The organism is uncultured Bradyrhizobium sp. (assembly GCF_936928535.1).
In the GTDB taxonomy this organism is placed as follows: Bacteria; Pseudomonadota; Alphaproteobacteria; order Rhizobiales; family Xanthobacteraceae; genus Bradyrhizobium.
Window position 1 is genome coordinate 1 of record NZ_CAKZHY010000034.1, and the last position, 22,192, is coordinate 22,192.

The window sequence follows — 22,192 nt, forward strand, 5'->3', positions numbered from 1 at the left end:
GGTTGTCCATGCAGGAGGGCAGGCGGAAGCCGTATTCGGCCAGCGTCGCCTTGCGGCGGAAGTCGCCGCGGAACATGCCGCCGATCTGCGGCACGGTGACGTGGCTCTCGTCGGCGAACACCAGCGCGTTGTCGGGCACGTATTCGAATAGCGTCGGCGGCGGCTCGCCCGGCAGGCGCCCCGTGAGATAGCGCGAATAGTTCTCGATGCCGGCGCAGCTTCCGGTCGCTTCCATCATCTCGAGGTCGAAGGTGGTGCGCTGCTCCAGCCGCTGCGCCTCCAGCAGGCGCCCCTGATTGTTGAGCTGGTCGAGCCGCATCTTCAATTCGGATTTGATCGACTTGATCGCCTGCACCAGCGTCGGGCGCGGCGTCACATAGTGCGAATTGGCGTACATCTTGATGAACTCGAGCTCGTCCTGCTTGTGGCCGGTGAGCGGATCGAATTCCTCGATATTCTCGATGGTGTCGCCGAACAAACTTACGCGCCAGGCGCGGTCTTCATAGTGCGCCGGGAAGATGTCGATGACGTCGCCGCGGACACGGAAGGTGCCGCGGGTGAAATCGGCCTGGGTGCGCTTGTACTGGAGTGCGACGAGGTCGGCGATCAGCTGGCGCTGGTCGATGCGCTCGCCCTTCTTCAGCGCGAATGTCATCGCGGTGTAGGTCTCGACCGAGCCGATACCGTAGATGCAGGACACCGAGGCGACGATGATGACGTCGTCGCGTTCGAGCAGCGCGCGCGTCGCCGAGTGGCGCATGCGGTCGATCTGCTCGTTGATCGAGGAGTCCTTCTCGATATAGGTGTCGGTGCGCGGAACGTAGGCTTCGGGCTGGTAGTAGTCGTAATAGCTGACGAAATATTCGACCGCGTTGTCGGGGAAGAAGCTCTTGAACTCGCCATAGAGCTGGGCGGCCAGCGTCTTGTTCGGCGCCAGGATGATGGCGGGGCGCTGTGTCTTCTCGATCACCTGCGCCATGGTGTAGGTCTTGCCCGAGCCGGTGACTCCGAGCAGCACCTGGGTGCGGTCGTTACGCTCTATGCCTTCGACCAATTCGGCGATCGCGGTCGGCTGGTCGCCGCGCGGCTCGTAGTGGGACTTGAGCTCGAAGCGCACGCCGCCTTCGGACTTTTCCGGGCGCGGCGGCCGGTGCGGCGTCCAGACGCGCAAGCTGCCGTCGTCCTTGCGGAACTCGGGCCGGCCCTCGCGGATCAGCGATTCCAGCGCCTCGGCCGTGGCCTTGACGCCGAGCGCCTCCATCTTGTTACGCGGCGGACGCGCCAGCGCCTCGGCATCGTCCTCTTCGGTCGGAAGGCCGAGCTGACGCGCCAGTTCCGGATCGAGCGTCGGGATCGTGGCCGCAGTTCCGTAGTTGGCCTGAGGGGCCTCCTCGAAACCGTCCTCAGTCGAGGCGCGTGCGCCCACCGGCTGCGGATTGGGCCGCAACGGCATCGGCCGCGTCGAATCCTGCGGAAACTCTTTCGGGGTCGAGGCGCGCGCTCGATGCGCGGCGGCCTCGCCACCGGCGCGGCGGTCACGCGAATTGTCCGGCGGCGGCTGCAATCCGGTGCCCGATCCGAGGCCAGCGTCGCCGCGATTGATCGCGGGATTCAGCAGTTCGGCCAGCGCCGGCCCGATCGGCTGCACATCGGGGCGATGTGCCTTCGAATTGGGTGCCTTGGTTTTGGGGGATTTTGGGGGAGCAGGTTTCTTCGCCATGAGGCGAATATGGGATGAGTCCGCCCGTCAGAAAAGGGCGAAGACACGTCCCCGTGCAGGCTGCTGACAGCAGGTTGGCAGCAGGCGACAGACTACGCCGCCGGCAGCGGCCCGTCGCCGTCCACGACCGTGAGGCGCGGCTCGAGGATATCGAGATGGATCCCGCCGCAATCGGTGCAGCGCATGGTCCAGTACTCGCACCCGGCGCGGCCGCCGATCACACGGAGCACCGTGAGATCGCCGTCGCATTCCGGGCAGATCGACAGCACCTTGCGCGAATAGATTCGCGGCTGCCCACCGTCGTCGTAATCAACCACTGACATGAACCAGTGTCCCCCTCGTTTGCCGCGATGCCCTTCAGTCCGGTTGCCGTGTCGCCGGCCTATTCGTCGATGTCGTCGGCGTGCCGGCGGAAGCGGTCGATGTGATGCTTGGCGTCTTCGATCGCTGCGTCGGGATCGGGCCAGGCGAAGCCGACTTCCATGGTCGGAAACAGCACGCCGTCAATGGCAAGCGGGCTCAGATCGGCGCGCCGGATACGGGCGTGCCACAGTCCCTTGCCAGCTTCGAAGGATTCGATGTCAAAGCCGTCGTAGAGGGTCGTCATTGGTAGTCCCCAAATGCTCGTGTCGGAGGGTTAGAGGACCACGTTTGCGGATTTCGATATGTGAAGCCGTTCACATCAGGCCGGCTTTTTCAGCCGAACGGCCCATCCGTCAGTTCCGCAAGGCGCGTCCGGACCGCCGCGGCCGGGCCGCGGGTTCCGCCGCCGCCCGCATGATCCAGCGGCGGAACGCGGCAAAATCGCGCTGCTCGGTCTGGAAGCTGCGGTAAAGCAGGTACCAGCGCATGCCCTTGGGCACCGAGAGGTCGAACGGCGCCACCAGACGTCCGGCGGCGAGGTCGTCGTCGATATAGGGCCGGATGCCCATGGCAATGCCGAGCCCGTCGGCGGCGGCCTGGAGCGCCTGACCGTAGAACTGGAACTCGGGTCCACGGGCATTGATGCGCGTGACGCCCGCCGCCTTTAGCCAGATCGGCCAGTCTTCCGGCGAATGCGTGACGCGGATCAGTCCGGGCCCCTTGAGGTCCGCCGGCCGCTTCAGGCCGCTGGCGAGGCGGGGCACGCAGACCGGCGTCAAATCGCCCGCGAACAGCGGCTCGGCGACCAGGCCCGGCCAGTCGCCGGTGCCGAGCTTGATGCCGCAGCTCCAGTCCTCGCCGAACGGCACTTCGGCGCCACCGGTGGTGAAGCGCACCTCGATGTCGGGCTCTTCGCTGCGAAACTCCGACAGCCGCGGGATCAGCCAGCGCATCGCAAAGGTGTGGCCGACGCCGATGGTGAGCACGCGCACGCTCGCGGGCGCCGTCACCTGCGCCGTGAGGCTGGCGAGCGCATCGAAGATCGGTGTCAGGCCGCTTTGGTAGGCGCGGCCCGCTTGCGTCAGCACCAGTTTGTTGGCCTTGCGTTCGAACAGCGCGACGCCGAGCCGCTCTTCCAAGAGATGCACCATGCGGCTGACGGCGGCCGCCGACACGTTGAGCTCGATCCCGGCCGCAGCAAAGCTGCCGGTCCGGGCCGCCGCCTCGAATGCCTTGATGCCGTTGAGAAAGAGCAGCCGCCGCAAACCAGTGACCCTCAGGAAAGCTGATGCCAGGCCAAGATAACTCAGTTTGCGCGCGGGCGGCAAGCGAGGCACGTTCTCCTTCGCCTCTCCCCGCCTGCGGGGAGAGGCCGACACGCGAAGCGTGGCGGGTGAGGGGGAGTCTCCGCGGGGGCAGCTGCCACCGTGATTGCGGATGCTGCCCCTCACCCCACCCTCTCCCCGCAAGGGCGGGGCGAGGGAGTGAAGCAGCCTTGCGTCCCTTACTTTGCCGACGTGGAGATATCAGTGACGCCCATCATGATCGCTGCCCTTGGATTGCTGATGGTCGCCACCGCGTTCCTGTCGGGGCTGTTCGGCATGGCGGGCGGGCTGATCTTGATCGGCGTGCTGCTGGCCTTGATGCCGCTGCCGACCGCGATGGTGCTGCATGCGATCACGCAGATGGCCTCGAACGGCTGGCGCGCTTTGCTGTGGCGCGCGCATATCCGCTGGCGGCCGGTCGCGAACTACATGGTCGGCGCCGCCATCGCCCTCAGCGCGTGGTCGCTCACCCGTTACGTGCCGGACAAGCCGATGGCGCTGCTGATGCTCGGTGCCACGCCCTTCATGGCGCGCCTGTTGCCGACGAATATCAAGCCGGATCCGGACCGTCTCTGGCAGGGCACCGTCTATGGCACGATCTGCATGGGTCTGATGCTGATGACCGGCGTCTCCGGTCCGCTGCTCGACACCTTCTTCCTCGGTGGCGATTTCGGCCGGCGCGAGAAGGTGGCGACCAAGGCGATGTGCCAGCTCGTCAGCCACTTCACCAAGCTGATCTATTTCGGCGGCATCATCGACCAGGCCGCCACGCTCGATCCGGTTCTTGCCGGCGTCGCAATACTTGCTTCGATGCTCGGCACCACGCTGGCGCGGCGCCTTCTCGAAGCCATGACCGACCAGCAATTCGTCGCCTGGTCGAACAAGCTGATCACCACCATCGCCTGCTACTACATCGCCTATGGCGGCTGGCTCTTCGTGCGCACGCCGGTGCTGGCCGCCTTGACCAAGGGAGGTTTGCAATGAGCGAGACAGCCGACCCGCTGGTGCTGGACTTCGTCGAATGGATCGCGCGCGAGCCGCGTGCCTATGCCGAGGTGATCTCGACCTGGAAGACCTCGTGCCCGCGCCTCACCATCTGGGAGGATGCCGCCGACCGCGGCCTCGTCGCGCGCGAGACGCTGCCCGGCCTCGGCCTGGTCATTGCCGTGACGGAAGACGGCGAGCGGCTGCTGCGCGCGAACGGGCGGTGACTCTCTTCGCCGCGGCGAGTACGGTTGTCATCGCCCGCGAAGGCGGGCGATCCAGTATTCCAGAGGAGAAATCATAGACGGCGGGGCGGCGGCGTACTGGATGCCCCGCCTGCGCGGGGCATGACAGCGGTGTTTGATGCGGTCATCTCTCGCCACATCGTCATTGCGAGCGCAAGCGAAGCAATCCAGAATGAGAGACCCTCACCCTGAGGAGCGCGCATCTTGCGCGCGTCTCGAAGGGCGAGGCCGAGATCGGGCCTTCATCCTTCGAGACGCGCGTTCCGCGCTCCTCAGGATGAGGATCTGACAGGGCAAGGATCTTCCATGTCGCTCAAGCTCTACGAACTCGTCGGCACCGATGCCTCGCGTCCCTTCAGCCCGTATTGCTGGCGCACGCGGATGGCGCTGGCGCATAAGGGGCTGACGGCGGAATCGCTGCCCTGGCGTTTCACCGAGAAGGGCGCGATCGCACCTTACGGCTCGGAGCGCGTGCCGGTACTGCTGCATCATGACAGGCCCGTGGTCGATTCCTGGAGAATCGCGAATTATCTCGAAGACAATTTTCCTGATCGTCCGTCGCTGTTCGGTGGCGAGGGTGGCCGTGCCATGGCGCGCATGATCAATGCGTGGGGCGACATCGCCGTCGTCGGCGGCATCTTCCCGCTCATCATCGCCGACATCCCGAACAATCTGGCCGAGGTCGACGCCGCCTATTTCCGCCAATCGCGAGAGGCGCGCCTCGGCGGCAAGACACTGGAAGAAATCATGGCAGGCCGCGACAGCGGCGTCGTTGCGTTTCGCAAATCGCTGGAGATCATGCGGCAGACGTTCAAGACGCAAGGCTATCTCGGCGGCGCGGCGCCGAACTATGCCGACTACATCGTGTTCGGCGGTTTCCAATGGGCGCGCGTGGTGAGCCCGTTCAGGCTGCTCGAAGCCGACGATCCCGTCTATGCCTGGCGCGAAAAGATGCTCGATGCATTCGACGGCATGGCGCGGACATCGCCGGGGTATAAGGTGTGATCTTCGGAGGGCGGGCAAGGGCGCAAGGGGCCGTGCCCACGCGTTGAAAATGGTGGGCACGCTTTCGCTTTGCCCACCCTACGAGACTGCTGCCTCGGCCGCTGCCTTCCGCAAACATTCCCGGCACAAGCAATCCTCGCCCTTCACCGGCATCGGCAGCTTGGCGGTCTCCTCCGCGCACCAGCAGTCGCCCGACACATCGCAGCCGAACTCGGTGCCGCATCGGGAACAGGCAAGGCGGCGCGGGGCCGGTTGCGCAATCGCGATTTCTTTCGGATTTGTCATGATTTACGTCGAAGCTTTGCCGTCATTTTCATGTCGGGTTCATCTGCCGCCACGGTATATTAAGCGCCGCGCAAAGACCATGGAAGCCGACGGCAAGGCGCGGAGGACAAATCGATGGCCCGCGATTCCCAAGCCGCTCTCGTTGCGCTGAACCGCTTCGGCTTCGGGCCGCGCGGCGGCGCATCGGGCGATCTCATCAATGCCGCCTCCGATCCCCGCGGCTTCGTGAAGGCGGAACTGGCGCGTCCCCTCGGCGCGCTGCTGGAGGCCCCGGGGCTGCAATCGACGCCGCAGCTCGGGCAGGCAGTGTTCGCCTATCAGGACCAGGTCAAGCAGGCGCGCGAGGCCGCCAAGACCGCAACGCCGACCGAAGCGCCGCCGCCCGCAGACCCAAAGCCCGACAATCAATTGCGGCGCAATCTGTCGCTCAACACGGTGGCAAGCGAGATATCAGGTCAGCAGATGGCGGAGGCCAAATCTGCCGACAACAAGTCCGCCGACGGCGCGATGAAGCCCGACGCCATGCAGCCCAACGCTGCCGCCCCGCCCGCTGCAAAGCAGCCGCAGCAGCCCCTCAACGTGATCCAGAAGACGTTTCGCACTGAAGCGCTGGCGCGGTTGCAGCGCGCGATGCTGGTCGATTGCGGCTTCACGGAACGCCTGGTCGTGTTCTGGTCCAATCATTTCTGCATCTCCGCCAGCAAGGGCGAGCTGGCGCGGATGTGGGCCGGCGCGTTCGAGCGCGAGGCGATCCGGCCGCACGTGCTCGGGCGCTTCACCGACATGCTGAAGGCGGTCGAGCAGCATCCGGCGATGCTGTTCTTCCTCGACAACCAGCAATCGCTCGGACCGGATTCGCGCGCGGGCCAGAACCGCAAGCGCGGGCTGAACGAAAATCTCGCGCGCGAGATCATGGAGCTGCATACGCTCGGCGTCGGCGGTGGCTATACGCAGGAGGACGTCACCTCGCTCGCGCGCATCATCACCGGCTGGACCTTTGCGGGCCGCAAAGGTCAGTTAGGGGCACCCGGCTCTTTCGCCTTCAATACCAATGCGCACCAGCCCGGACCGCAGGTGCTGCTCGGCAAGACCTATGAAGCGAACGGCCTGGCGCAGGGCGAAGCCGCGCTCGCGGACATCGCGCGCCATCCCTCGACGGCGAATTTCATCGCCACGAAATTCGTCAGGCATTTCGTTGCCGACGATCCGCCGCCGGCTCTGGTGGCGCGCTTGCGCGATGTCTTCGTCAGAACCGACGGCGACCTCAGGGCGCTGGCGACGGCGCTGGTCGATTCCGACGAAGCCTGGAAGGCGCCGCTCACCAAGATGCGCTCGCCCTACGATTTCCTGGTCGCGAGCGGCCGGCTGCTCGCGCGCGTGCCGGAGGATCCCGGTCTCTATCTCAACGGCCTCAACCTGCTCGGCCAGCCGCTGTGGACGCCGGCCGGCCCCAACGGCTTCCCCGACACGGCGGCGGCGTGGGCCGCGCCTGAGGGCATGAAGCTCCGGCTCGACATCGCCTCGCAGATGGGCGCGCGGCTCGGGCCCAACATCGATCCGCTCGACCTGTTGGAGTTCGCCGCCGCCGATGCGGCTTCTGCCGAAACGCGGCGGACCATCGAACGCGCGGAATCGCGGCAGCAGGCGCTGGCGCTGCTGTTGATGTCGCCGGAAATCCAGAGGAGATGAAGATGATCGACTGCGTCGAAAACCGGCTCCTCACCTCACGCCGCGGGCTTCTGCTCGGCGGCGCTGCTTTTGCGGCCTGGGCTTACCTGCCGAAATTCGCGCGCGCCGCTGACGGGCGCGACCCGCGCCTGGTCGTGGTGATTCTGCGCGGTGCGCTCGATGGCCTAGCGACCGTCGCGCCGATCGGCGACCCCGATTATGCCGGCCTGCATGGCTCGATCGCGCTCGCGGCGGACGGCGCGCATCCTGCGACCAGGCTCGACGGCTTCTTTGCGCTGCATCCGGCGATGCCGGAATTTGCGCGCATGTACCGGGATCAGCACGCCGCGGTGATCCACGCCGTCTCGACACCCTATCGCGACCGATCGCATTTCGATGGCCAGGATGTGCTCGAGAGCGGCTATGCCGGCCCGGGCCGCGTGCAGTCCGGCTGGCTCAATCGCGCGCTCGAAGCATTGCCGCGCGGCGAGCGCGTGTCGAGCGGGTTAGCTGTCGGCCCCACCACGCCGCTGGTGCTGCGCGGCGCGGCGCCGACCGTCGGCTGGGCGCCGGTCGCGCTGCCGCAGGCCGATGACGACACCGCGATGCGGCTGGTCGAACTCTACCGTCATCGCGATCCCGCGCTCGCCTCGGCGCTGACGCAAGGCTTGCAGCTGGAGAAGGCGGCGAGCGGCGACGACATGAAGCCGAAGCCGGGCAACCAGGTCGCGCAGATGCGGCAGGTCGCGCGCGGCGCGGCCAAGTTGATGGCTGCCGATGACGGTCCGCGCATCGCGGCGCTCGCCTTCGATGGATGGGATACGCATGCCAACGAAGGCGGCCCGGTCGGACGTCTCGCCTTCCTGCTGGGCGGTCTCGACAGTGCGCTGGCCGAATTCGAAACTGGCCTCGGCGATCGCTGGCGCGACGCCGTCGTCGTCGTCGCCACCGAATTCGGCCGCACCGCGCGCATCAACGGCACCGACGGCACCGATCACGGCACGGCGACCGCTGCGCTGCTCGCCGGCGGCGCCGTGAAAGGCGGCCGCGTCATCTCCGACTGGCCCGGCCTCAAGCCCGCCAACCTCTATGAGGGCCGCGACCTCAAGCCCACCACCGACCTGCGCTCCGTCATCAAGGGCGTGCTGCAGGGCCAGTTCGGCCTGTCCGACCAGGTGCTCGCCCAGACGGTTTTCCCGGACAGCGCCAGCGCAAGGCCGATGAAGGGGCTGATTGGTTGACGTCAACCTCTCCCCGCCCTTATGCGGGGAGAGGTCGGATTGCCCCCGGCGATGCGTAGCATCGTCCGGCGCAATCCGGGTGAGGGGGCAGGGCAATGCGTGGCCACAACGAGAAGTCCATCCGACTCGCACGGCGACTGCGCACCGATCAAACAGACGCGGAGACAGTCCTCTGGAACCGCATCCGCAATCGAAGGATCGATGGACACAAGTTCGTCAGGCAGGAGCCGATTATCGGATACATCTGCGATTTCGTATGTCGCGAGAAGCGTTTGATCATCGAAGTCGACGGCGGACAGCACAACGAGTCGGCATCCGATGCTATCCGAGATGCTTGTCTGAACGACAAGGGCTACAAGGTGCTCCGTTTTTGGAACAACGATGTGCTCTCGAATATCGACGGCGTTTTGCAAACAATTCAGACCGAACTCGCGGAGGCAGCCCCTCACCCCACCCTCTCCCCGTAAGAAGGGGGCGAGGGAGCGAGAGGGCGGTGCTTCCCTGACTTCAGAAACGAGCCATGTAGTTCGATGCGCGTCGCGGTCCTAACCTCTCCCCGCTCTTTGCGGGGAGAGGTCGGATTGCGAAGCAATCCGGGTGAGGGGCAGGGCACGCTGTCGCCAAAATGATGGTCCACCCGACTCCGACAATGGCCGTGCGCACAACACGCATTTCTTCTACAATTCAGGCCGAGCTCGCGGAGGCAGCCCCTCACCCCACCCTCTCCCCGTAAGAACGGGGCGAGGGAGCGAGAGAGCGGTGCTTCCCTCACAGCAGGAGAAATCACCCATGTACATCGCCATGAACCGCTTCCGTGTCGCCAAGGGCTCCGAGAGCGCCTTCGAGCAGGTCTGGCTGTCGCGCGACACGCATCTGGACAAGGTGCCGGGCTTCGTCGAATTCCATCTGCTGCGCGGGCCGGAGCTCGAGGACCACACGCTGTATGCCTCGCACACGGTGTGGGCCAATTACGCCGCGTTCGAGGCCTGGACCAAGTCGGAGGCGTTTCGCGCGGCGCATCACAAGGCCGGCGACAACAAGCCGCTCTATCTCGGCCATCCCCAGTTCGAAGGCTTCGAGGTGATGCAGACCGTGGGACGCGGCGCGAAGTAGCACCGCGTCCTAAAGGTTACGCCAGCGTGATCTTGTCGATCTCGGCAAGATCGTCCGCGCTGAGCTGCCAGGCGATCGCCTTGACGTTCTGCTCGACCTGCTCGACGCGGGTGGCGCCGGCGATCACGCTCGACACTTGCGGTCGGGCGGCGAGCCAGGAGAAGGCGAGCTCGAGCATGGAATGGCCGCGCGCCTTGGCAAAGGCCTGGAGCTTTTCGACGGCGTCCTCGTTGCGCGGCGTGACGTAGCGGTCGCGCAGCGCCGGCACCTTGCCGAAGCGCGTGTCGGCGGGCGCCGTTGCGCCGCGCTGGTACTTGCCGGTGAGCAGGCCGCTCGCCAGCGGGAAGAACGGCAAGAGGCCGAGCTTGTATTCCGTGGCTGCGGGCAGCAGATCCTTCTCGATGTCGCGGACCACGAGGCTGTACTCGTCCTGCGCCGAGACGAAGCGGCTGACATTCATCGCGTGCGCGGTGAACTCGGCCTCCGCGACGCGCCACGCCGGAAAGTTGGAATGGCCGACGTAGCGGACCTTGCCCTGGCGGACGAGATCGTCGAGCGCGCGCAGCGTCTCTTCCAGCGGCGTCAGCGGATCGTAATCATGCTGCTGGTAGAGATCGATGTAATCGGTCTTGAGCCGCGTCAGGCTGGCCTCGACCGCGTTCATGATGTAGCGGCGCGAGGCGCCCTGCTTGGTGCCGTCGGCCGCCATCGGCTTGGAATATTTGGTGGCGAGCACGATGTCCTTGCGGCGGTCGCCGAGCACCGTGCCGAGCACCGTCTCCGAGCCGCCCATGCCGGCATAGATGTCGGCGGTGTCGAACAGCGTGATGCCGAGGTCGATCGCACGATGGATCACCTTGCGCGAGGTTTCCAGATCGGTGCGCTGGCCGAAATTGTTGCAGCCGAGGCCGACCGCAGACACGCGCAGGCCGGAGCCGCCGAGATTACGAATTTCCATGGGAGATCCTGTCAGACGAGAGCAGGCGGTCATTTTGACCGCGGTGCGCCGCAGCGGCAAGCGCCTGACTGCGTTGCAGCCATGCCGGCTGGGAACGGCAGGCAAAAAAATGCGGCCCCTGTCAGACGCGGCGACTGACGGGGACCGCTTGGAGCGCTTGATCGGTGACGGGGGGCCTGATCAGACGCATCAGCAGGATAGTCCCGGTGTATAACGCGCCGGTGACACCGGGAGTTATCCACAGGCCTGAAGGTTAGAAGATCTTGCGGTAGACGATGAAGCCGGAACGCTCCGCGACCTTGTCGTACAGGCTCTGCGCGGTGGTGTTGGTCTCGTGCGTCTGCCAGTAGACGCGCGGGGCACCTGCGAGTTTGGCGCGGTCATAGACGCCGTGGATCAGCGCCGAGCCGACGCCTTTGCCGCGCGCGGCCTCGTTCGTGAACAGGTCCTGCAGATAGCACGACGGCTCGATCGCGGTGGTGCTGCGATGGAACAGATAATGCGTCAGCCCGAGCAGCTTGCCGTCGCTCTCGGCGACCAGCCCATGCACCGGCTCATAGGCATCGAAGAAGCGCTGCCAGGTCATCGCGGTAATGGCCGGCGCGAGCGCGGTCGGACCGGAGCGGCCGTAGAAGGCGTTGTAGCCGTCCCACAGCGGCAGCCATTGATCGTAGTCCTGCCGGGTGACGGAGCGAATGGTGAGCGACATCTGGGAAATCCGTAGGTCGATGATGCGACGAGGCATTCTTCATACGGGATGATCGCGGTGCGGATCAATCGCGTCGTCGTGCATCACTCCGCGACCCGCAAATAGCGGAGCAGCTTCCGCCCCGTGGGGTCGCGCAGCGAGCGATAATAGTCGGCGCGTGCGGGCGTGTCGGTGTGGCGAACGAGGTCCGTGACCGGGGTGTAGCTCAGCATGCGGCCGCCATCGGGCAGCGCGGTGCAGACGAAACGCAGCACCTCGCCATTGCGCAAGGCGATATTGATCGGTGTGGCGTCGCCGGTCCGCACCATCTCCATCCGCCGCGCGATGAAGATTCCGAGCTCGTCCTCCGGCAATTCGAACGCGCCGGTGTCGCGGCCGTGATACATCAGTGCGATGAAGGGCGGCTTGTCGTCGGCCATCTCGTCCGGCAGCGCAAAATAATCGCGGAATGCGCGGTTGATGAATTCGGCGCGCGTCTCCGCATCGAGCAGCACGATGCCGATGTCGACCTGGTCGAGCGCGGCCGACAGCCGTGCGGCGGTGGCGTGGTTGCGCCGTTCGGCAGTGAAGGCATCGAGCAGCCGCTCGCGCATCAAACCGGTGATTCCAGCGGTGCCGGTGGTGGTCAGCGCCAGCAGGCCAAGCTGCACGAGATCGCTCGCGGCAAAGCCCGGCGCGGTGCGATGGCCGAGCGCGAGGAGCACCGCGCCGATCACCGCGATGATGGCGCTGCCAAGTGCGGATGCAAAGCCGGAGAGCGACCCGGCCAGCGCCACGATGCCGACGAACAGCGGTGCAAGCGAGAGCGCGGGAACGTGGCGATCGAGCAGGATCGCCAGCAGTGTGATCGCTGCCGTCAGCACGGGACCGGAAATGGCACGCCATCCGAATCGCATGAGCCTCGCTCATTCCTCCCTGAACGAGATAAGGCCGTCAGACTGACCCATGGTTGCACAAGCGCAACCCGATTTCGCGCGGTGCGCTTAAGCGGGGCTTGAGCAGACACTCAAAGGTTTCGGATGATTTTAGACCAAATGGGCGTGCTCGACGCGCTCTTGCTGCGCGGGCGCGTTCAGCGTCGATGTTCCCGGACCCCTGCGGGTGCCGACGAAAATCAAAAGCGATGCCGCGACCAGGATGGCCGCCGTCAGGGTGATTGCAACGATGACCACAGGCGATTTCATCGATGTCCCATCGCGATGCCGTCGGGCGCGAGGCCGCGCGGCACCTTGAGGACGACCCAGGATGAAACGGGGATCAGACCGGCAGACTCATCGCCATCGCCGCCTTGGTCGACAACACTGTGAGGGTAACGATCAGGCACAGCGAGACGGCAGCGACGGCGAGCGAGGCCGCGACCGCGTTGGTCAGCCGGGAAGACGAGACGGAATCGGTTTGGCCCTGAAAGCCGACCGTGCCGGACGCCCGCATCATGGTCTAAATCCTTCAACGTGCGAGCGAATCACCCGCGACGCCGAACAGCTTCACAATTTCAACTGGCAATATTGCGGCGACGACCGCGCCGAACATGGCGGGATTTGGGCAAAGGTTAACGCCATGCCCGCTAATTCTTAACGTTCCCCGGATTTAGGCCCCTGCGGCGATGCTGGCGGGGTCGTCGATGTCGGCGGGGCGCCAGTCCATGGCGACGAAGCCGGGGGCAGCCTCGACGCGCTTCAGCCAGTCCCGGATCGCCGGGAAGGGCGCGAGGTCGAAGTCGCAGCGGTCGGCGAGGTGGGTGTAGCCGTACAGCGCGATGTCGGCGACCGTGAGCTGGCGGGCAGCGAAATAGTCGCTGGTCTTGAGGTGGTTCTCCATCACCTGGAGCGCGCCATAGCCGCGCTCCATCCAGTCCTCCAGGGCGTGGGTCTGCAGGTCGCGGCCGCCCTTGACCAGCGACAGCCAGAAATAGGCGGCGCCGATATTCGGCTCGAGCGCGTGCTGCTCGAAGAACATCCATTGCAGCGCCTCGGCGCGATCGATCCGGTTCTCCGGCGCAAGCGGTGTGCCGACGGCGACATACCAGAGGATGGCGTTGGACTCGGCGAGATATCGGTTGTCGCCGACCTCGAGCAGCGGCACTTGTCCGGACGGGTTCTTGGCGAGGAAGTCCGGCGTCTTGCTCTCGCCGCGCAGAATGTCCACCTCGATCGCTTCGTAAGGCAGGTTCAGCAGCGCCAGCGCAAGGCGAACCTTGTAGCTGTTGCCCGAGCGTTGCATCGAATAGAGCTTGTACATTCTGGGAGTTCGATTCCAAGGATGGGCAAAGGACGGAAAGGTGCGGTGCATGTTGCCCCGGACCGCGGCTAAACAATGATGCCGATGCGAATCTGCCGCAAGGGCTCGGCAATAGAAAAACTCGAAATCCCTACCGCACTGCAACGCCAGGAAAGATCATGTTCGCGCGGCGCTGCAAGGCAGGTCACGCTTGCGTCAACATGCACGACTCATCGCGTCGCGAGATCGTGTGTGAGAGCCGCAGCACGCCAATGTGTCTGCATCGTCATGCCCGGGCTTGGCCGTCCGAAGGACGGCGTCGCTTCCGCTCGCCTATGTCCCGGGCATCCACGTTCTTCGCGGCAAGTAAGGCGTGGATGGCCGGGTCAAGCCCGGCGACGACGGCGTGCTGGTTTCGATCGATACGCAACACGCAAAATTGCTCCGAGGACAAGCCTTGCGGGATATGAGCGGTTTGCCCGGCAAAGTTGCGGAAAATTGCCGGAAAGCGAGCCTTGAAACGCTCCAAATCCGCAAACTTTTGCGGGATCGGGCCGAAGTTTCTTGCGGTGCAGCGGCACACGTTTTAGGGTGTCTTTATTCCCACAATCAGAGTCGTGAGGCCAAAGGGTTCACGACGCTTGTCAGGAGATGACGATGTCCTTCCTTGCCGCTGCGCTCGACCGTGTGAAGCCGTCCGCGACCATCGCGGTCACGGATAAAGCACGCGCGCTGAAAGCGGCGGGCCGCAACGTCATCGGCCTCGGTGCCGGCGAGCCCGACTTCGACACGCCCGCCAACATCAAGCTGGCGGCGATCCGCGCCATCGAGGCCGGCAAGACCAAGTACACTGCGGTCGACGGCATCCCCGAGCTGAAGGACGCGATCATCGCGAAGTTTCAGCGCGAGAACGGCGTCGCCTACAAGCCGAACCAGATCATCGTCGGCACCGGCGGCAAGCAGGTGCTCTACAATGCGCTGATGGCGACCATCAATCCGGGCGACGAGGTAATCATCCCCGCGCCGTACTGGGTCAGCTATCCCGAGATGGTGGCGCTCGCCGGCGGTGAGCCGGTGCCGGTGGTCTGCACCGCGGCAACCGGCTTCAAGCTCGGGGCCGAGGCGCTCGAGCGCGCGATCACGCCGAAGACCAAATGGGTGATCCTGTGCTCGCCGTCGAACCCGACCGGCGCGGCCTATACGCGCGCCGAGCTCAAGGCGCTGACCGACGTTCTCGTCAAGCATCCGCATGTGTGGGTGATGACCGACGACATGTACGAGCATCTCGTCTATGACGACTTCCAGTTCACCACTGTCGCGCAGGTCGAGCCCAGCCTCTACGACCGGACGCTCACCGTGAACGGCGTGTCGAAAGCCTATTGCATGACCGGCTGGCGCATCGGCTACGCCGGCGGCCCGGCCCAGCTCATCAAGGCGATGTCGACAATCCAGTCGCAGTCGACCTCGAACCCGTGCTCGATCGCGCAATGGGCTTCGGTGGAAGCGCTGAACGGTCCGCAGGATTTCATCCCCGCCAACAACAAGGTGTTCAAGGAGCGCCGCGACCTCGTCGTCTCCATGCTCAACCAGGCCAACGGCATCGAGTGCCCGCGGCCCGAGGGTGCGTTCTACGTCTATCCGTCCTGCGCCGGCACGATCGGCAAGAAGGCGCCGTCGGGCAACGTGATCGGAAACGACGAGCAGTTCGTCACCGAGCTCCTGGAGACCGAAGGCGTTGCCGTCGTGCAGGGTTCGGCCTTTGGCCTGGGTCCGGCATTCCGCATCTCTTATGCGACCAAGACCTCGGACCTCGAAGACGCCTGCAAGCGCATCCAGCGCTTCTGCGGCAATCTGCGCTAAGCCTGTCGCGACAGGAATTGAAAGGCCCGCTTCGGCGGGCCTTTTTTGTGCATCGTTGAACGGAGTCGGATGGACTTTTGCTCTGGCGGACATTGTGCCTTGCCCCTCACCCGGATCACATCTGCGATGTGATCCGACCTCTCCCCGCGGAAGGGCGGGAGGTTAAGTCATCCGAAAGCGCATCGAACGACTTAACCGTGAGGGGCACACCGCTCTATCACTCCCTCGCCCCGTTCTTACGGGGAGAGGGTGGGGTGAGGGGCTGTCTCCGCGCGCTCGGTTTCAAATGCGCCCATCTGGCACGTGCAAAGTTCCTGTGGCATAGAACGCCCAGCGGCGTCCTGCCGTGCACTCTCTGCTCGCATCACATTCCATAGCCGGAGACATTTCATGCGCCGCTCACACCTCCTCGCCGGGCTCACTGCTGCCAGCCTCATTGCCTCCGTCGCGGGCGCCGGTGCGCAGTCGCGGCTTGTGAAGGTCGGCGTGCTCGAATGCCGCGGCGGCGCCAGCATTGGCTTCGTCGTGGGATCGGTGACTAATCTCGGCTGCGTGTTGCGCGCTGACGGTCTGCCCGAGGACCGCTACGTCGCGACGATCCGCAAAGTGGGCATCGACCTCGGCATCACCCAGGAGACCGCGCTCGCCTGGGGCGTGTTCGCACCGGTCAACCGGCTTGGCCCCGGCGATCTCTCCGGCAATTACGCGGGCGCGCAGGGCAGCGCTTCGGTCGGCGTCGGCCTCGGCGGCAACGTGCTGGTCGGCGGCTCCAACAATTCGATCGCGCTTCAGCCGCTCAGCGTGCAGGGCCAGGTCGGTCTCAACGTCGCGGCCGGACTCGAAAGCCTGGAACTGCGTCCGGGCCGATAAGAGGCGATACGGGAGGGGTTGGTTCACCTCTCTCCGTCGGGAGAGGTGGAACATCGGTTCGAGGCCGAACCGAATCTCTACAGTCACTAAGACTTACTGACGACGCACCGCAGCGACGTTTGACGCTTGCCAAATCTTTGGGACGGGCAGAGCATCTGCGCTTGCCGACCCAATCACGGGCCGAGCTCCACACCAAGGAGGCGGCGAATGGGACAAGACGTCAGAAGTCCCCGAGGTCCACGGTGCATTGCGCTGGTGGGCCCTTTCCAATCAGGTAAAACCACACTTCTCGAAGCGATCCTGGCGCGGACGGGTGCAATCCCGCGCGCCGGCAGCGTCGACGCCGGCACGTCGGTGGGCGACGCCACGCCTGAGGCCCGTCATCACAAGATGACCGTCGGGCTCACTGCTGCCACCACGAGTTTCATGGGCGACAGCTATACCTTCCTGGATTGTCCCGGTTCCGTCGAGTTTGCCCACGACATGCGCGCCGCGCTTCCCGCGGTCGACGCCGCCATCGTGGTGTGCGAGGCCGACGAGAAGAAGCTGCCGCAGCTTCAGATCATCCTGCGCGAGCTGGAGGAACTGAAGATCCCGCGTTTCCTGTTCCTCAACAAGATCGACCGCGCCAACAAGCGCATCCGCGAGACGCTCGCAATGCTCCAGCCGGCCTCGCGCGTGCCGCTGGTGCTGCGCCAGATTCCGATCTGGAAGGACGAGCTGATCGAGGGCTTCGTCGATCTCGCGCTGGAACGTGCGTTCATCTATCGCGAGCACAAGGCCTCCGAAGTGATTGCGCTCGACGGCGGCAATCTCGACCGCGAGAAGGAAGCGCGCTTTTCGATGCTGGAGAAGCTCGCCGATCACGACGACGCGCTGATGGAGCAATTGCTGGAGGACATCCAGCCGCCGCGCGATGCCGTGTTCGATGACCTCGCCCGCGAATTGCGCGAAGGGCTGATCTGCCCCGTTCTGCTGGGCGCGGCCTCGCGCGAAAACGGCGTGTTGCGGCTGATGAAGGCGTTGCGTCACGAGGCGCCTGGCATCGCGGAGACCGCAAAACGTCTTGGTGTGCCGGAAAGCAAGGACGCGCTCGGCTTCGTCTTCAAGACGCTGCATTCGCAGCACGGCGGAAAGCTGTCCTTGACGCGGTTGCTCGCCGGCCATCTCGACGACGGCGCAACGCTGCAATCCTCCTCCGGTGGGGCGAGCCGCATCTCGGGCATCCTCGCCGTGAGCGGCGCTTACGACAGCAAGCGTGCCTCGGCCGAATCCGGTGACACCGTGGCGCTCGCCAAGCTCGATGCGGTCAAGACCGGTGACACCGTCTCGAGCGGCAAGACCGCGCCGGCTGCGCTCAAGGCGTCGGAGCCGACGCCGCCTGTGCTCGCCATGTCGGTTGCGGCCACCGACCGCAAGGACGACGTCAAGCTTGGCCAGGCCTTGTTGCGGTTGCACGAGGAGGATCCGTCCCTCGTCATCGTGCAGAATGCGCAGACCCACGACACCGTGCTGTGGGGCCAGGGCGAGATGCACCTGCGCGTCGCCAGCGAGCGGTTGAGCGACCGCTTTGGCGTCAAGATCGCTTCGCATCCGCCAGCGATCGGCTACCAGGAGACCATCCGCAAGTCGATCGTCCAGCGCGGCCGCCACAAGAAACAGTCAGGCGGTCACGGCCAGTTCGGCGATGTCGTGCTCGACATCAAGCCGCTGCCGCGGGGCGAAGGTTTCAGGTTCGCCGAGAAGGTGGTCGGCGGCGCGGTGCCGCGTAACTACATCGGCGCGGTGGAAGAGGGGGTCGTCGACGGGCTGACGCGCGGTCCGCTTGGCTTTCCCGTGACCGATTTGGAGGTGACGCTGACCGATGGCTCCTATCACAGCGTCGATTCCTCCGACCTCGCCTTTCGCACGGCGGCGCGCATCGGGCTGAACGAAGGCCTGCCGCAATGCCAGTCGGTGCTGCTGGAGCCGATCCACGTGGTCGAGATCGTCTGTCCGACCGATGCCACCGCCAAGATCAACGCGATCCTGTCGGCGCGGCGCGGCCAGATCCTCGGCTTCGACACCCGCGACGGCTGGAGCGGCTGGGACTGCGTCCGCGCCATGATGCCGGAAGCCGAGATCGGCGAGCTGATCGTCGAGCTGCGGTCCGCCACCGCCGGCGCCGGCAGCTTCACGCGCCAGTTCGACCACATGGCCGAAGTCACCGGCCGCGCCGCCGACCAGATCATCGCCGCGCATCAGCACGCGGCGTGAGGTCTCGCGCGCAGTAAAGGGCGCGCCACTCTCTCGTCCCCCTCTCCCCGCTCTTGCGGGGAGAGGGCGGGGTGAGGGGGGCTGTCTCCAAGCGTGCGGCGTTTCCTTTCATCGCAGTCCTCTCCGCTCGCAATGACGATGAGGGGGCAGCGAGCCTCACTCCATCCCCGTCACCCTGAGGCGCTCGCCTCTTCGGCGAGCCTCGAAGGGCGACGGCCCGGCTGCATCGGGGCCGTTCATCCTTCGAGGCTCTCCGCGCGCCGCTTTGCGCCGCACGGCTCGCACCTCAGGATGACGGAGCTGATAGGTTGCAGTGGACAGAAAGGAGGTGCCGACCACGAGCTCTTGCGTTGATCTCTCAATGATGTATCGTAAATCATTATATATGCTACAGATATCATTTATAATGTCTTACATGTGAGGCCAACGTGATCACGTCATTCCAGATGCGGGCAGCCCGCGCGCTTCTTGGCATTGACCAGAAAACCCTGGCCGAGCTCGCCGGCGTGTCGCTGCCGACCATCCAGCGGATGGAGGCGTCCACCGGCAATGTGCGTGGCGTGGTCGAGACCTTGATCAAGGTGGTGGAGGCGTTCGACCGGGCCGGCGTCGAGCTGATCGGTGAACAGGCCCGCAGCGACAGCGGCGGGCGGGGCGTTCGCCTGAAGGAGCCGGGGTCGCCGCGCCGCGTCGGGGCATGATCGCGATGATCGTCCCCGGACAACAGATGAGCTGACCGCACCGTCGCGTCCGACCATCGCGGCCGCACGATGCAGGCAAGCATTGTGGGGGCCGTATGAGCATCACCAGCGATCACGCGAGCGGGCCGCGTCCGTTGCGCCAGCCGACCTTTGCCGAACTGTATCTGCCAAAACTCGTCACGGTCTGGCGCGAAGGCTGTGGCGCCGCGGATTTCCGCGCCGATGCGTTTGCGGGGCTGACCGTTGCGATCGTTACGCTACCGCTGTCGATGGCGATCGCGATCGCCTCGGGCGTGACGCCCGACCGCGGGCTTTATACCGCGGTCGTCGGTGGCTTCATCGTGTCGCTGCTCGGCGGCAGCCGATTCCAGATCGGCGGGCCTGCGGGCGCCTTCATCGTGCTCGTCGCGGTGACCGCGGAGCGCCACGGCGTCGACGGCGTGATTCTCGCCACCATGATGGCAGGCATGGTCCTGGTTGCCGCGGGCCTTCTGCGCGTCGGCACCTACATCAAGTTCATTCCCTATCCGGTCACGGTGGGCTTCACCGCCGGCATCGCCGTGATCATTTTTGCGAGCCAGCTGCGCGATCTCTCGGGCATCACGCTTGCCGGGAAAGAGCCCAGCGAGTTCGTGCCGAAACTCCTCGCGCTCGCAGCAGGTCTCGGCACCATCAATCCATCCGTTGTCGTGGTCGCGCTCGTCAGCATCGCGATCATCGGCGTCTTGCGGGTCTGGCGGCCATCCTGGCCGGCATCCTGATCGCTGTCGTGCTCGCGGCGATCGCGACGGCCGCGCTGTCGCTGCCGGTCGAGACCATCGGCAGCCGCTTCGGTGGCATTCCGCGCGAATTGCCCTCGCCCGCGCTGCCTGCGTTCTCGTTCGAGAAGGCGAAAGCGGTGCTGCCCGATGCGATCTCGTTTGCGCTGCTCGCCGCCATTGAATCGCTGCTGTCGGCGGTGGTGGCCGACGGCGTGGCCGGGACCCGCCACGACTCCAACCAGGAGCTGATCGGCCAGGGCATCGCCAACGTGCTGGCGCCGCTGTTCGGCGGCATCGCCGCCACCGGCGCCATCGCCCGCACCGCCACCAGCCTGCGCAACGGCGCCGACAGCCCGATCGCCGGCGTGGTGCACTCGGTCACGCTGATGCTGGTGCTGATCCTGCTGGCGCCGCTGGCCGCGCGCATCCCGTTGTGCGCCCTGGCGGCGATCCTGTTCGTGGTGGCCTGGAACATGAGCGACGCGCGGCACTGCCTGCGCATGGCGCGCACCGCGCCGCGCGCCGACGTGATCATCCTGCTGATCACCTTCGCCCTGACGGTGCTGGTGGACCTGGTGGTGGCGGTGAACATCGGCGTGATCCTGGCGCTGCTGCAGTTCCTGCGCCGCATGTCGGCGACGGTGGACGTGGTGCGGCAGGACGGCGAACCGCTGCGGGCCGAGCTGCGCGCCCGCGGCTGGCCCGAGCCGCCGCCGGGCCTGGCGGTGTATTCGATCGAAGGGCCGCTGTTCTTCGGCGCCGTGGACAATCTCGAGCGCGCGCTGCGGCAGGTGGGCCGCGACACGCGGATGCTGGTGATACGGCTGGAGCGGGTGCCGTTCATGGACTTCACCGGCATTCAGGCGCTGCAGGAGGCGCTGCACAAGCTGCAGCAGGACAAGGTGCGGGTGCTGCTGTGTGGGGCGAACCAGCGGGTACTGCGCAAGCTGGTGCGGGCCGAACTGGTGCGGCGCGACGAATCGCCGCCACGCTACTTCGGCGACCTCGGGCTGGCCTTGGCCGCCTGCGCCGCCCCGCCGGCGGACGACAGTGCTGCAAGCCGCTGCGCCGTTTGAGGCTCAGCGCGCCCTGGGCTTGGGCAGGTAGTCGACGCCGTGCCGGGCCAGGTATTCGCGCATCAGCTGGCGTACGACCTGTGAAGGGGTGAGATCCTGGCGGGCGCAGAGTTCCTCGAACGCCTTTTTCTTCCTCGGGTCGACCAGGATGGTGAGGCGGGCGGTTTTCGACTCCATGGCCCGAGAATAGCACAGCATGTGCATTTGATTAACATCTGCTGCGCTGCGACGCCGGACCTCAGCCGAGGTCGAAGTCGCCGATCGGGCGGATCTCGATGCTGCCGAAGCTGGCGCCCGGGTGGCGCCGGGCGTAGGCGGCGGCCTGCTCGATGGTGTCGCATTCCACGATATAGAGGCCGGCGAGGAATTCCTTGGTCTCGGCGAACGGGCCGTCGGTCACGGTGCGCGATGCGCCGTCGAAGTGGACGCGCGCGCCCTTCGATGACCTGCTGCTCCGGCAGCAGGCGCATCGAGCCGCGGTAATGGCCGGCCTTGCTGCAATCCTCGGTCAGCGCGTGGCAGGTGTGCTGTACCGCCGCCTCCTCCGCGGGCGTGATCTTCGCGGCGACGCCGGCGGGGAGATGAATCAGCAGGGCGTACTTCATGGCAGCGGCGCTCCAGGTCGGGTACCGACAGGGTACCCACCGCGCCTGCGCATGTCAGCCGCCCTGGGACGAAGCGTGCGGCCGATTGCAGGTGTGGAAAAGGATTGAACATCCACGCCCGGCCCAGCATATTCCGTGCATACCGCAATACAGGCGCCTTTTCATGGAACAGGCCGCGCAGCACTATCTGGTCTTCGAAACCGCCGCCGGCTTCTGCGGCATTGCCTGGA

General features: G+C 65.6%; 26 protein-coding genes and 2 pseudogenes. 14 read left to right on the plus strand and 14 right to left on the minus strand.

All coding sequences use genetic code 11. The annotated features are described in order from the left end of the window. From Q0687_RS04225 to Q0687_RS04240, 4 genes are all read right to left on the minus strand, one after another. The coding region (locus tag Q0687_RS04225) for a DEAD/DEAH box helicase family protein (protein ID WP_298872650.1) at positions 1-1,720 on the minus strand (1,720 nt) is incomplete at its 3' end. A gap of 92 nt (positions 1,721-1,812) precedes the next feature. Next, the gene (locus tag Q0687_RS04230) at positions 1,813-2,043 is read right to left on the minus strand and encodes a hypothetical protein (RefSeq protein WP_298872653.1); all 231 of its coding nucleotides are present in this window, start codon (positions 2,041-2,043) and stop codon (positions 1,813-1,815) included. Positions 2,044-2,102: 59 nt separating this feature from the next. Next, the gene (locus tag Q0687_RS04235) at positions 2,103-2,327 is read right to left on the minus strand and encodes a hypothetical protein (RefSeq protein ID WP_298872656.1); all 225 of its coding nucleotides are present in this window, start codon (positions 2,325-2,327) and stop codon (positions 2,103-2,105) included. A 109-nt stretch (positions 2,328-2,436) separates the two neighbouring features. Continuing rightward, positions 2,437-3,348, minus strand: a complete 912-nt coding sequence (locus Q0687_RS04240; protein ID WP_298872661.1) for a LysR substrate-binding domain-containing protein — start codon at positions 3,346-3,348, stop codon at positions 2,437-2,439. Between the two features lie 264 nt (positions 3,349-3,612). Here Q0687_RS04240 and Q0687_RS04245 point away from each other — a divergent pair, with 264 nt between their 5' ends. The 3 genes from Q0687_RS04245 (at position 3,613) to Q0687_RS04255 (ending at position 5,642) form a co-directional block, all read left to right on the plus strand. Then, positions 3,613-4,392 (plus strand): sulfite exporter TauE/SafE family protein, encoded by a 780-nt coding sequence (locus tag Q0687_RS04245; RefSeq protein ID WP_298872664.1) that lies wholly within the window; start codon positions 3,613-3,615, stop codon positions 4,390-4,392. After that, the gene (locus Q0687_RS04250) at positions 4,389-4,619 is read left to right on the plus strand and encodes a hypothetical protein (RefSeq protein ID WP_298872668.1); all 231 of its coding nucleotides are present in this window, start codon (positions 4,389-4,391) and stop codon (positions 4,617-4,619) included. Before Q0687_RS04245 ends, Q0687_RS04250 begins: the two co-directional genes overlap by 4 nt. Before the next feature lie 324 nt (positions 4,620-4,943). Continuing rightward, complete coding sequence (locus Q0687_RS04255; protein WP_298872670.1) at positions 4,944-5,642, plus strand: glutathione S-transferase family protein; 699 nt, start codon at positions 4,944-4,946, stop codon at positions 5,640-5,642. A 78-nt stretch (positions 5,643-5,720) separates the two neighbouring features. Here Q0687_RS04255 and Q0687_RS04260 read toward each other — a convergent pair whose 3' ends face one another. Then, entirely contained in the window at positions 5,721-5,927 is a 207-nt protein-coding gene (locus Q0687_RS04260) for a cysteine-rich CWC family protein (protein WP_298872673.1), read from the minus strand. Between the two features lie 114 nt (positions 5,928-6,041). Between Q0687_RS04260 and Q0687_RS04265 the strand changes: the two genes are divergently transcribed. From Q0687_RS04265 to Q0687_RS04280, 4 genes are all read left to right on the plus strand, one after another. Continuing rightward, entirely contained in the window at positions 6,042-7,616 is a 1,575-nt protein-coding gene (locus Q0687_RS04265) for a DUF1800 family protein (protein ID WP_298872675.1), read from the plus strand. A gap of 2 nt (positions 7,617-7,618) precedes the next feature. Next, positions 7,619-8,836: a DUF1501 domain-containing protein gene (locus tag Q0687_RS04270; RefSeq protein WP_298872678.1), complete on the plus strand. Its 1,218-nt coding sequence runs from the start codon at positions 7,619-7,621 to the stop codon at positions 8,834-8,836. 95 nt (positions 8,837-8,931) lie between these two features. Further along, on the plus strand, positions 8,932-9,303 hold the full coding sequence (locus Q0687_RS04275; RefSeq protein WP_298872680.1) for a DUF559 domain-containing protein: 372 nt from the start codon (positions 8,932-8,934) through the stop codon (positions 9,301-9,303). Positions 9,304-9,625: 322 nt separating this feature from the next. Then, positions 9,626-9,949 carry an antibiotic biosynthesis monooxygenase gene (locus Q0687_RS04280; RefSeq protein WP_298872683.1) on the plus strand — a complete coding sequence of 108 codons (324 nt, stop codon included), beginning with the start codon at positions 9,626-9,628 and terminating at the stop codon, positions 9,947-9,949. 16 nt (positions 9,950-9,965) lie between these two features. Here the strand turns inward: Q0687_RS04280 and Q0687_RS04285 are convergent, their stop codons facing one another. The 7 genes from Q0687_RS04285 to Q0687_RS04315 all read right to left on the minus strand — a co-directional run bounded on the left by Q0687_RS04285 (position 9,966) and on the right by Q0687_RS04315 (position 14,362). Continuing rightward, the gene (locus Q0687_RS04285) at positions 9,966-10,907 is read right to left on the minus strand and encodes an aldo/keto reductase (RefSeq protein WP_298872686.1); all 942 of its coding nucleotides are present in this window, start codon (positions 10,905-10,907) and stop codon (positions 9,966-9,968) included. A gap of 253 nt (positions 10,908-11,160) precedes the next feature. Next, a complete protein-coding gene (locus tag Q0687_RS04290; protein WP_298872688.1) occupies positions 11,161-11,616 on the minus strand; it encodes a GNAT family N-acetyltransferase in 456 nt (151 codons plus the stop codon). Between the two features lie 83 nt (positions 11,617-11,699). After that, positions 11,700-12,512, minus strand: a complete 813-nt coding sequence (locus Q0687_RS04295) for a PAS-domain containing protein (protein WP_298872691.1) — start codon at positions 12,510-12,512, stop codon at positions 11,700-11,702. A gap of 129 nt (positions 12,513-12,641) precedes the next feature. Next, a complete protein-coding gene (locus Q0687_RS04300) occupies positions 12,642-12,800 on the minus strand; it encodes a hypothetical protein (protein WP_298872694.1) in 159 nt (52 codons plus the stop codon). A gap of 73 nt (positions 12,801-12,873) precedes the next feature. Then, positions 12,874-13,050 carry a hypothetical protein gene (locus tag Q0687_RS04305; RefSeq protein WP_298872697.1) on the minus strand — a complete coding sequence of 59 codons (177 nt, stop codon included), beginning with the start codon at positions 13,048-13,050 and terminating at the stop codon, positions 12,874-12,876. Positions 13,051-13,203: 153 nt separating this feature from the next. Next, a complete protein-coding gene (locus Q0687_RS04310) occupies positions 13,204-13,854 on the minus strand; it encodes a glutathione S-transferase family protein (RefSeq protein ID WP_298872699.1) in 651 nt (216 codons plus the stop codon). A gap of 265 nt (positions 13,855-14,119) precedes the next feature. Next, positions 14,120-14,362 carry a hypothetical protein gene (locus Q0687_RS04315; RefSeq protein ID WP_298872701.1) on the minus strand — a complete coding sequence of 81 codons (243 nt, stop codon included), beginning with the start codon at positions 14,360-14,362 and terminating at the stop codon, positions 14,120-14,122. A gap of 128 nt (positions 14,363-14,490) precedes the next feature. On the opposite strand from Q0687_RS04315, the gene Q0687_RS04320 reads away from it, so the two are divergent. The 6 genes and pseudogenes from Q0687_RS04320 (at position 14,491) to Q0687_RS04345 (ending at position 21,357) form a co-directional block, all read left to right on the plus strand. After that, the gene (locus tag Q0687_RS04320) at positions 14,491-15,693 is read left to right on the plus strand and encodes a pyridoxal phosphate-dependent aminotransferase (protein WP_209960265.1); all 1,203 of its coding nucleotides are present in this window, start codon (positions 14,491-14,493) and stop codon (positions 15,691-15,693) included. 390 nt (positions 15,694-16,083) lie between these two features. Next, positions 16,084-16,563, plus strand: a complete 480-nt coding sequence (locus Q0687_RS04325) for a DUF992 domain-containing protein (protein ID WP_298872707.1) — start codon at positions 16,084-16,086, stop codon at positions 16,561-16,563. 207 nt (positions 16,564-16,770) lie between these two features. Then, on the plus strand, positions 16,771-18,819 hold the full coding sequence (locus Q0687_RS04330) for an elongation factor G (RefSeq protein ID WP_298872708.1): 2,049 nt from the start codon (positions 16,771-16,773) through the stop codon (positions 18,817-18,819). Positions 18,820-19,247: 428 nt separating this feature from the next. After that, positions 19,248-19,520: a helix-turn-helix transcriptional regulator gene (locus Q0687_RS04335; protein WP_080134733.1), complete on the plus strand. Its 273-nt coding sequence runs from the start codon at positions 19,248-19,250 to the stop codon at positions 19,518-19,520. Positions 19,521-19,789: 269 nt separating this feature from the next. Next, a pseudogene (locus Q0687_RS04340) lies at positions 19,790-20,769 on the plus strand (SulP family inorganic anion transporter); the annotation flags it as partial. 141 nt (positions 20,770-20,910) lie between these two features. Further along, positions 20,911-21,357 (plus strand): sodium-independent anion transporter, encoded by a 447-nt coding sequence (locus Q0687_RS04345; RefSeq protein ID WP_298872718.1) that lies wholly within the window; start codon positions 20,911-20,913, stop codon positions 21,355-21,357. Between the two features lie 3 nt (positions 21,358-21,360). Here Q0687_RS04345 and Q0687_RS04350 read toward each other — a convergent pair whose 3' ends face one another. Beyond that, positions 21,361-21,561 carry a hypothetical protein gene (locus Q0687_RS04350; RefSeq protein ID WP_298872714.1) on the minus strand — a complete coding sequence of 67 codons (201 nt, stop codon included), beginning with the start codon at positions 21,559-21,561 and terminating at the stop codon, positions 21,361-21,363. 34 nt (positions 21,562-21,595) lie between these two features. Continuing rightward, positions 21,596-21,757: a YciI family protein gene (locus Q0687_RS04355; RefSeq protein ID WP_298872716.1), complete on the minus strand. Its 162-nt coding sequence runs from the start codon at positions 21,755-21,757 to the stop codon at positions 21,596-21,598. A 203-nt stretch (positions 21,758-21,960) separates the two neighbouring features. Here Q0687_RS04355 and Q0687_RS04360 point away from each other — a divergent pair. Continuing rightward, positions 21,961-22,192, plus strand: a pseudogene (locus tag Q0687_RS04360) (hypothetical protein); the annotation flags it as partial.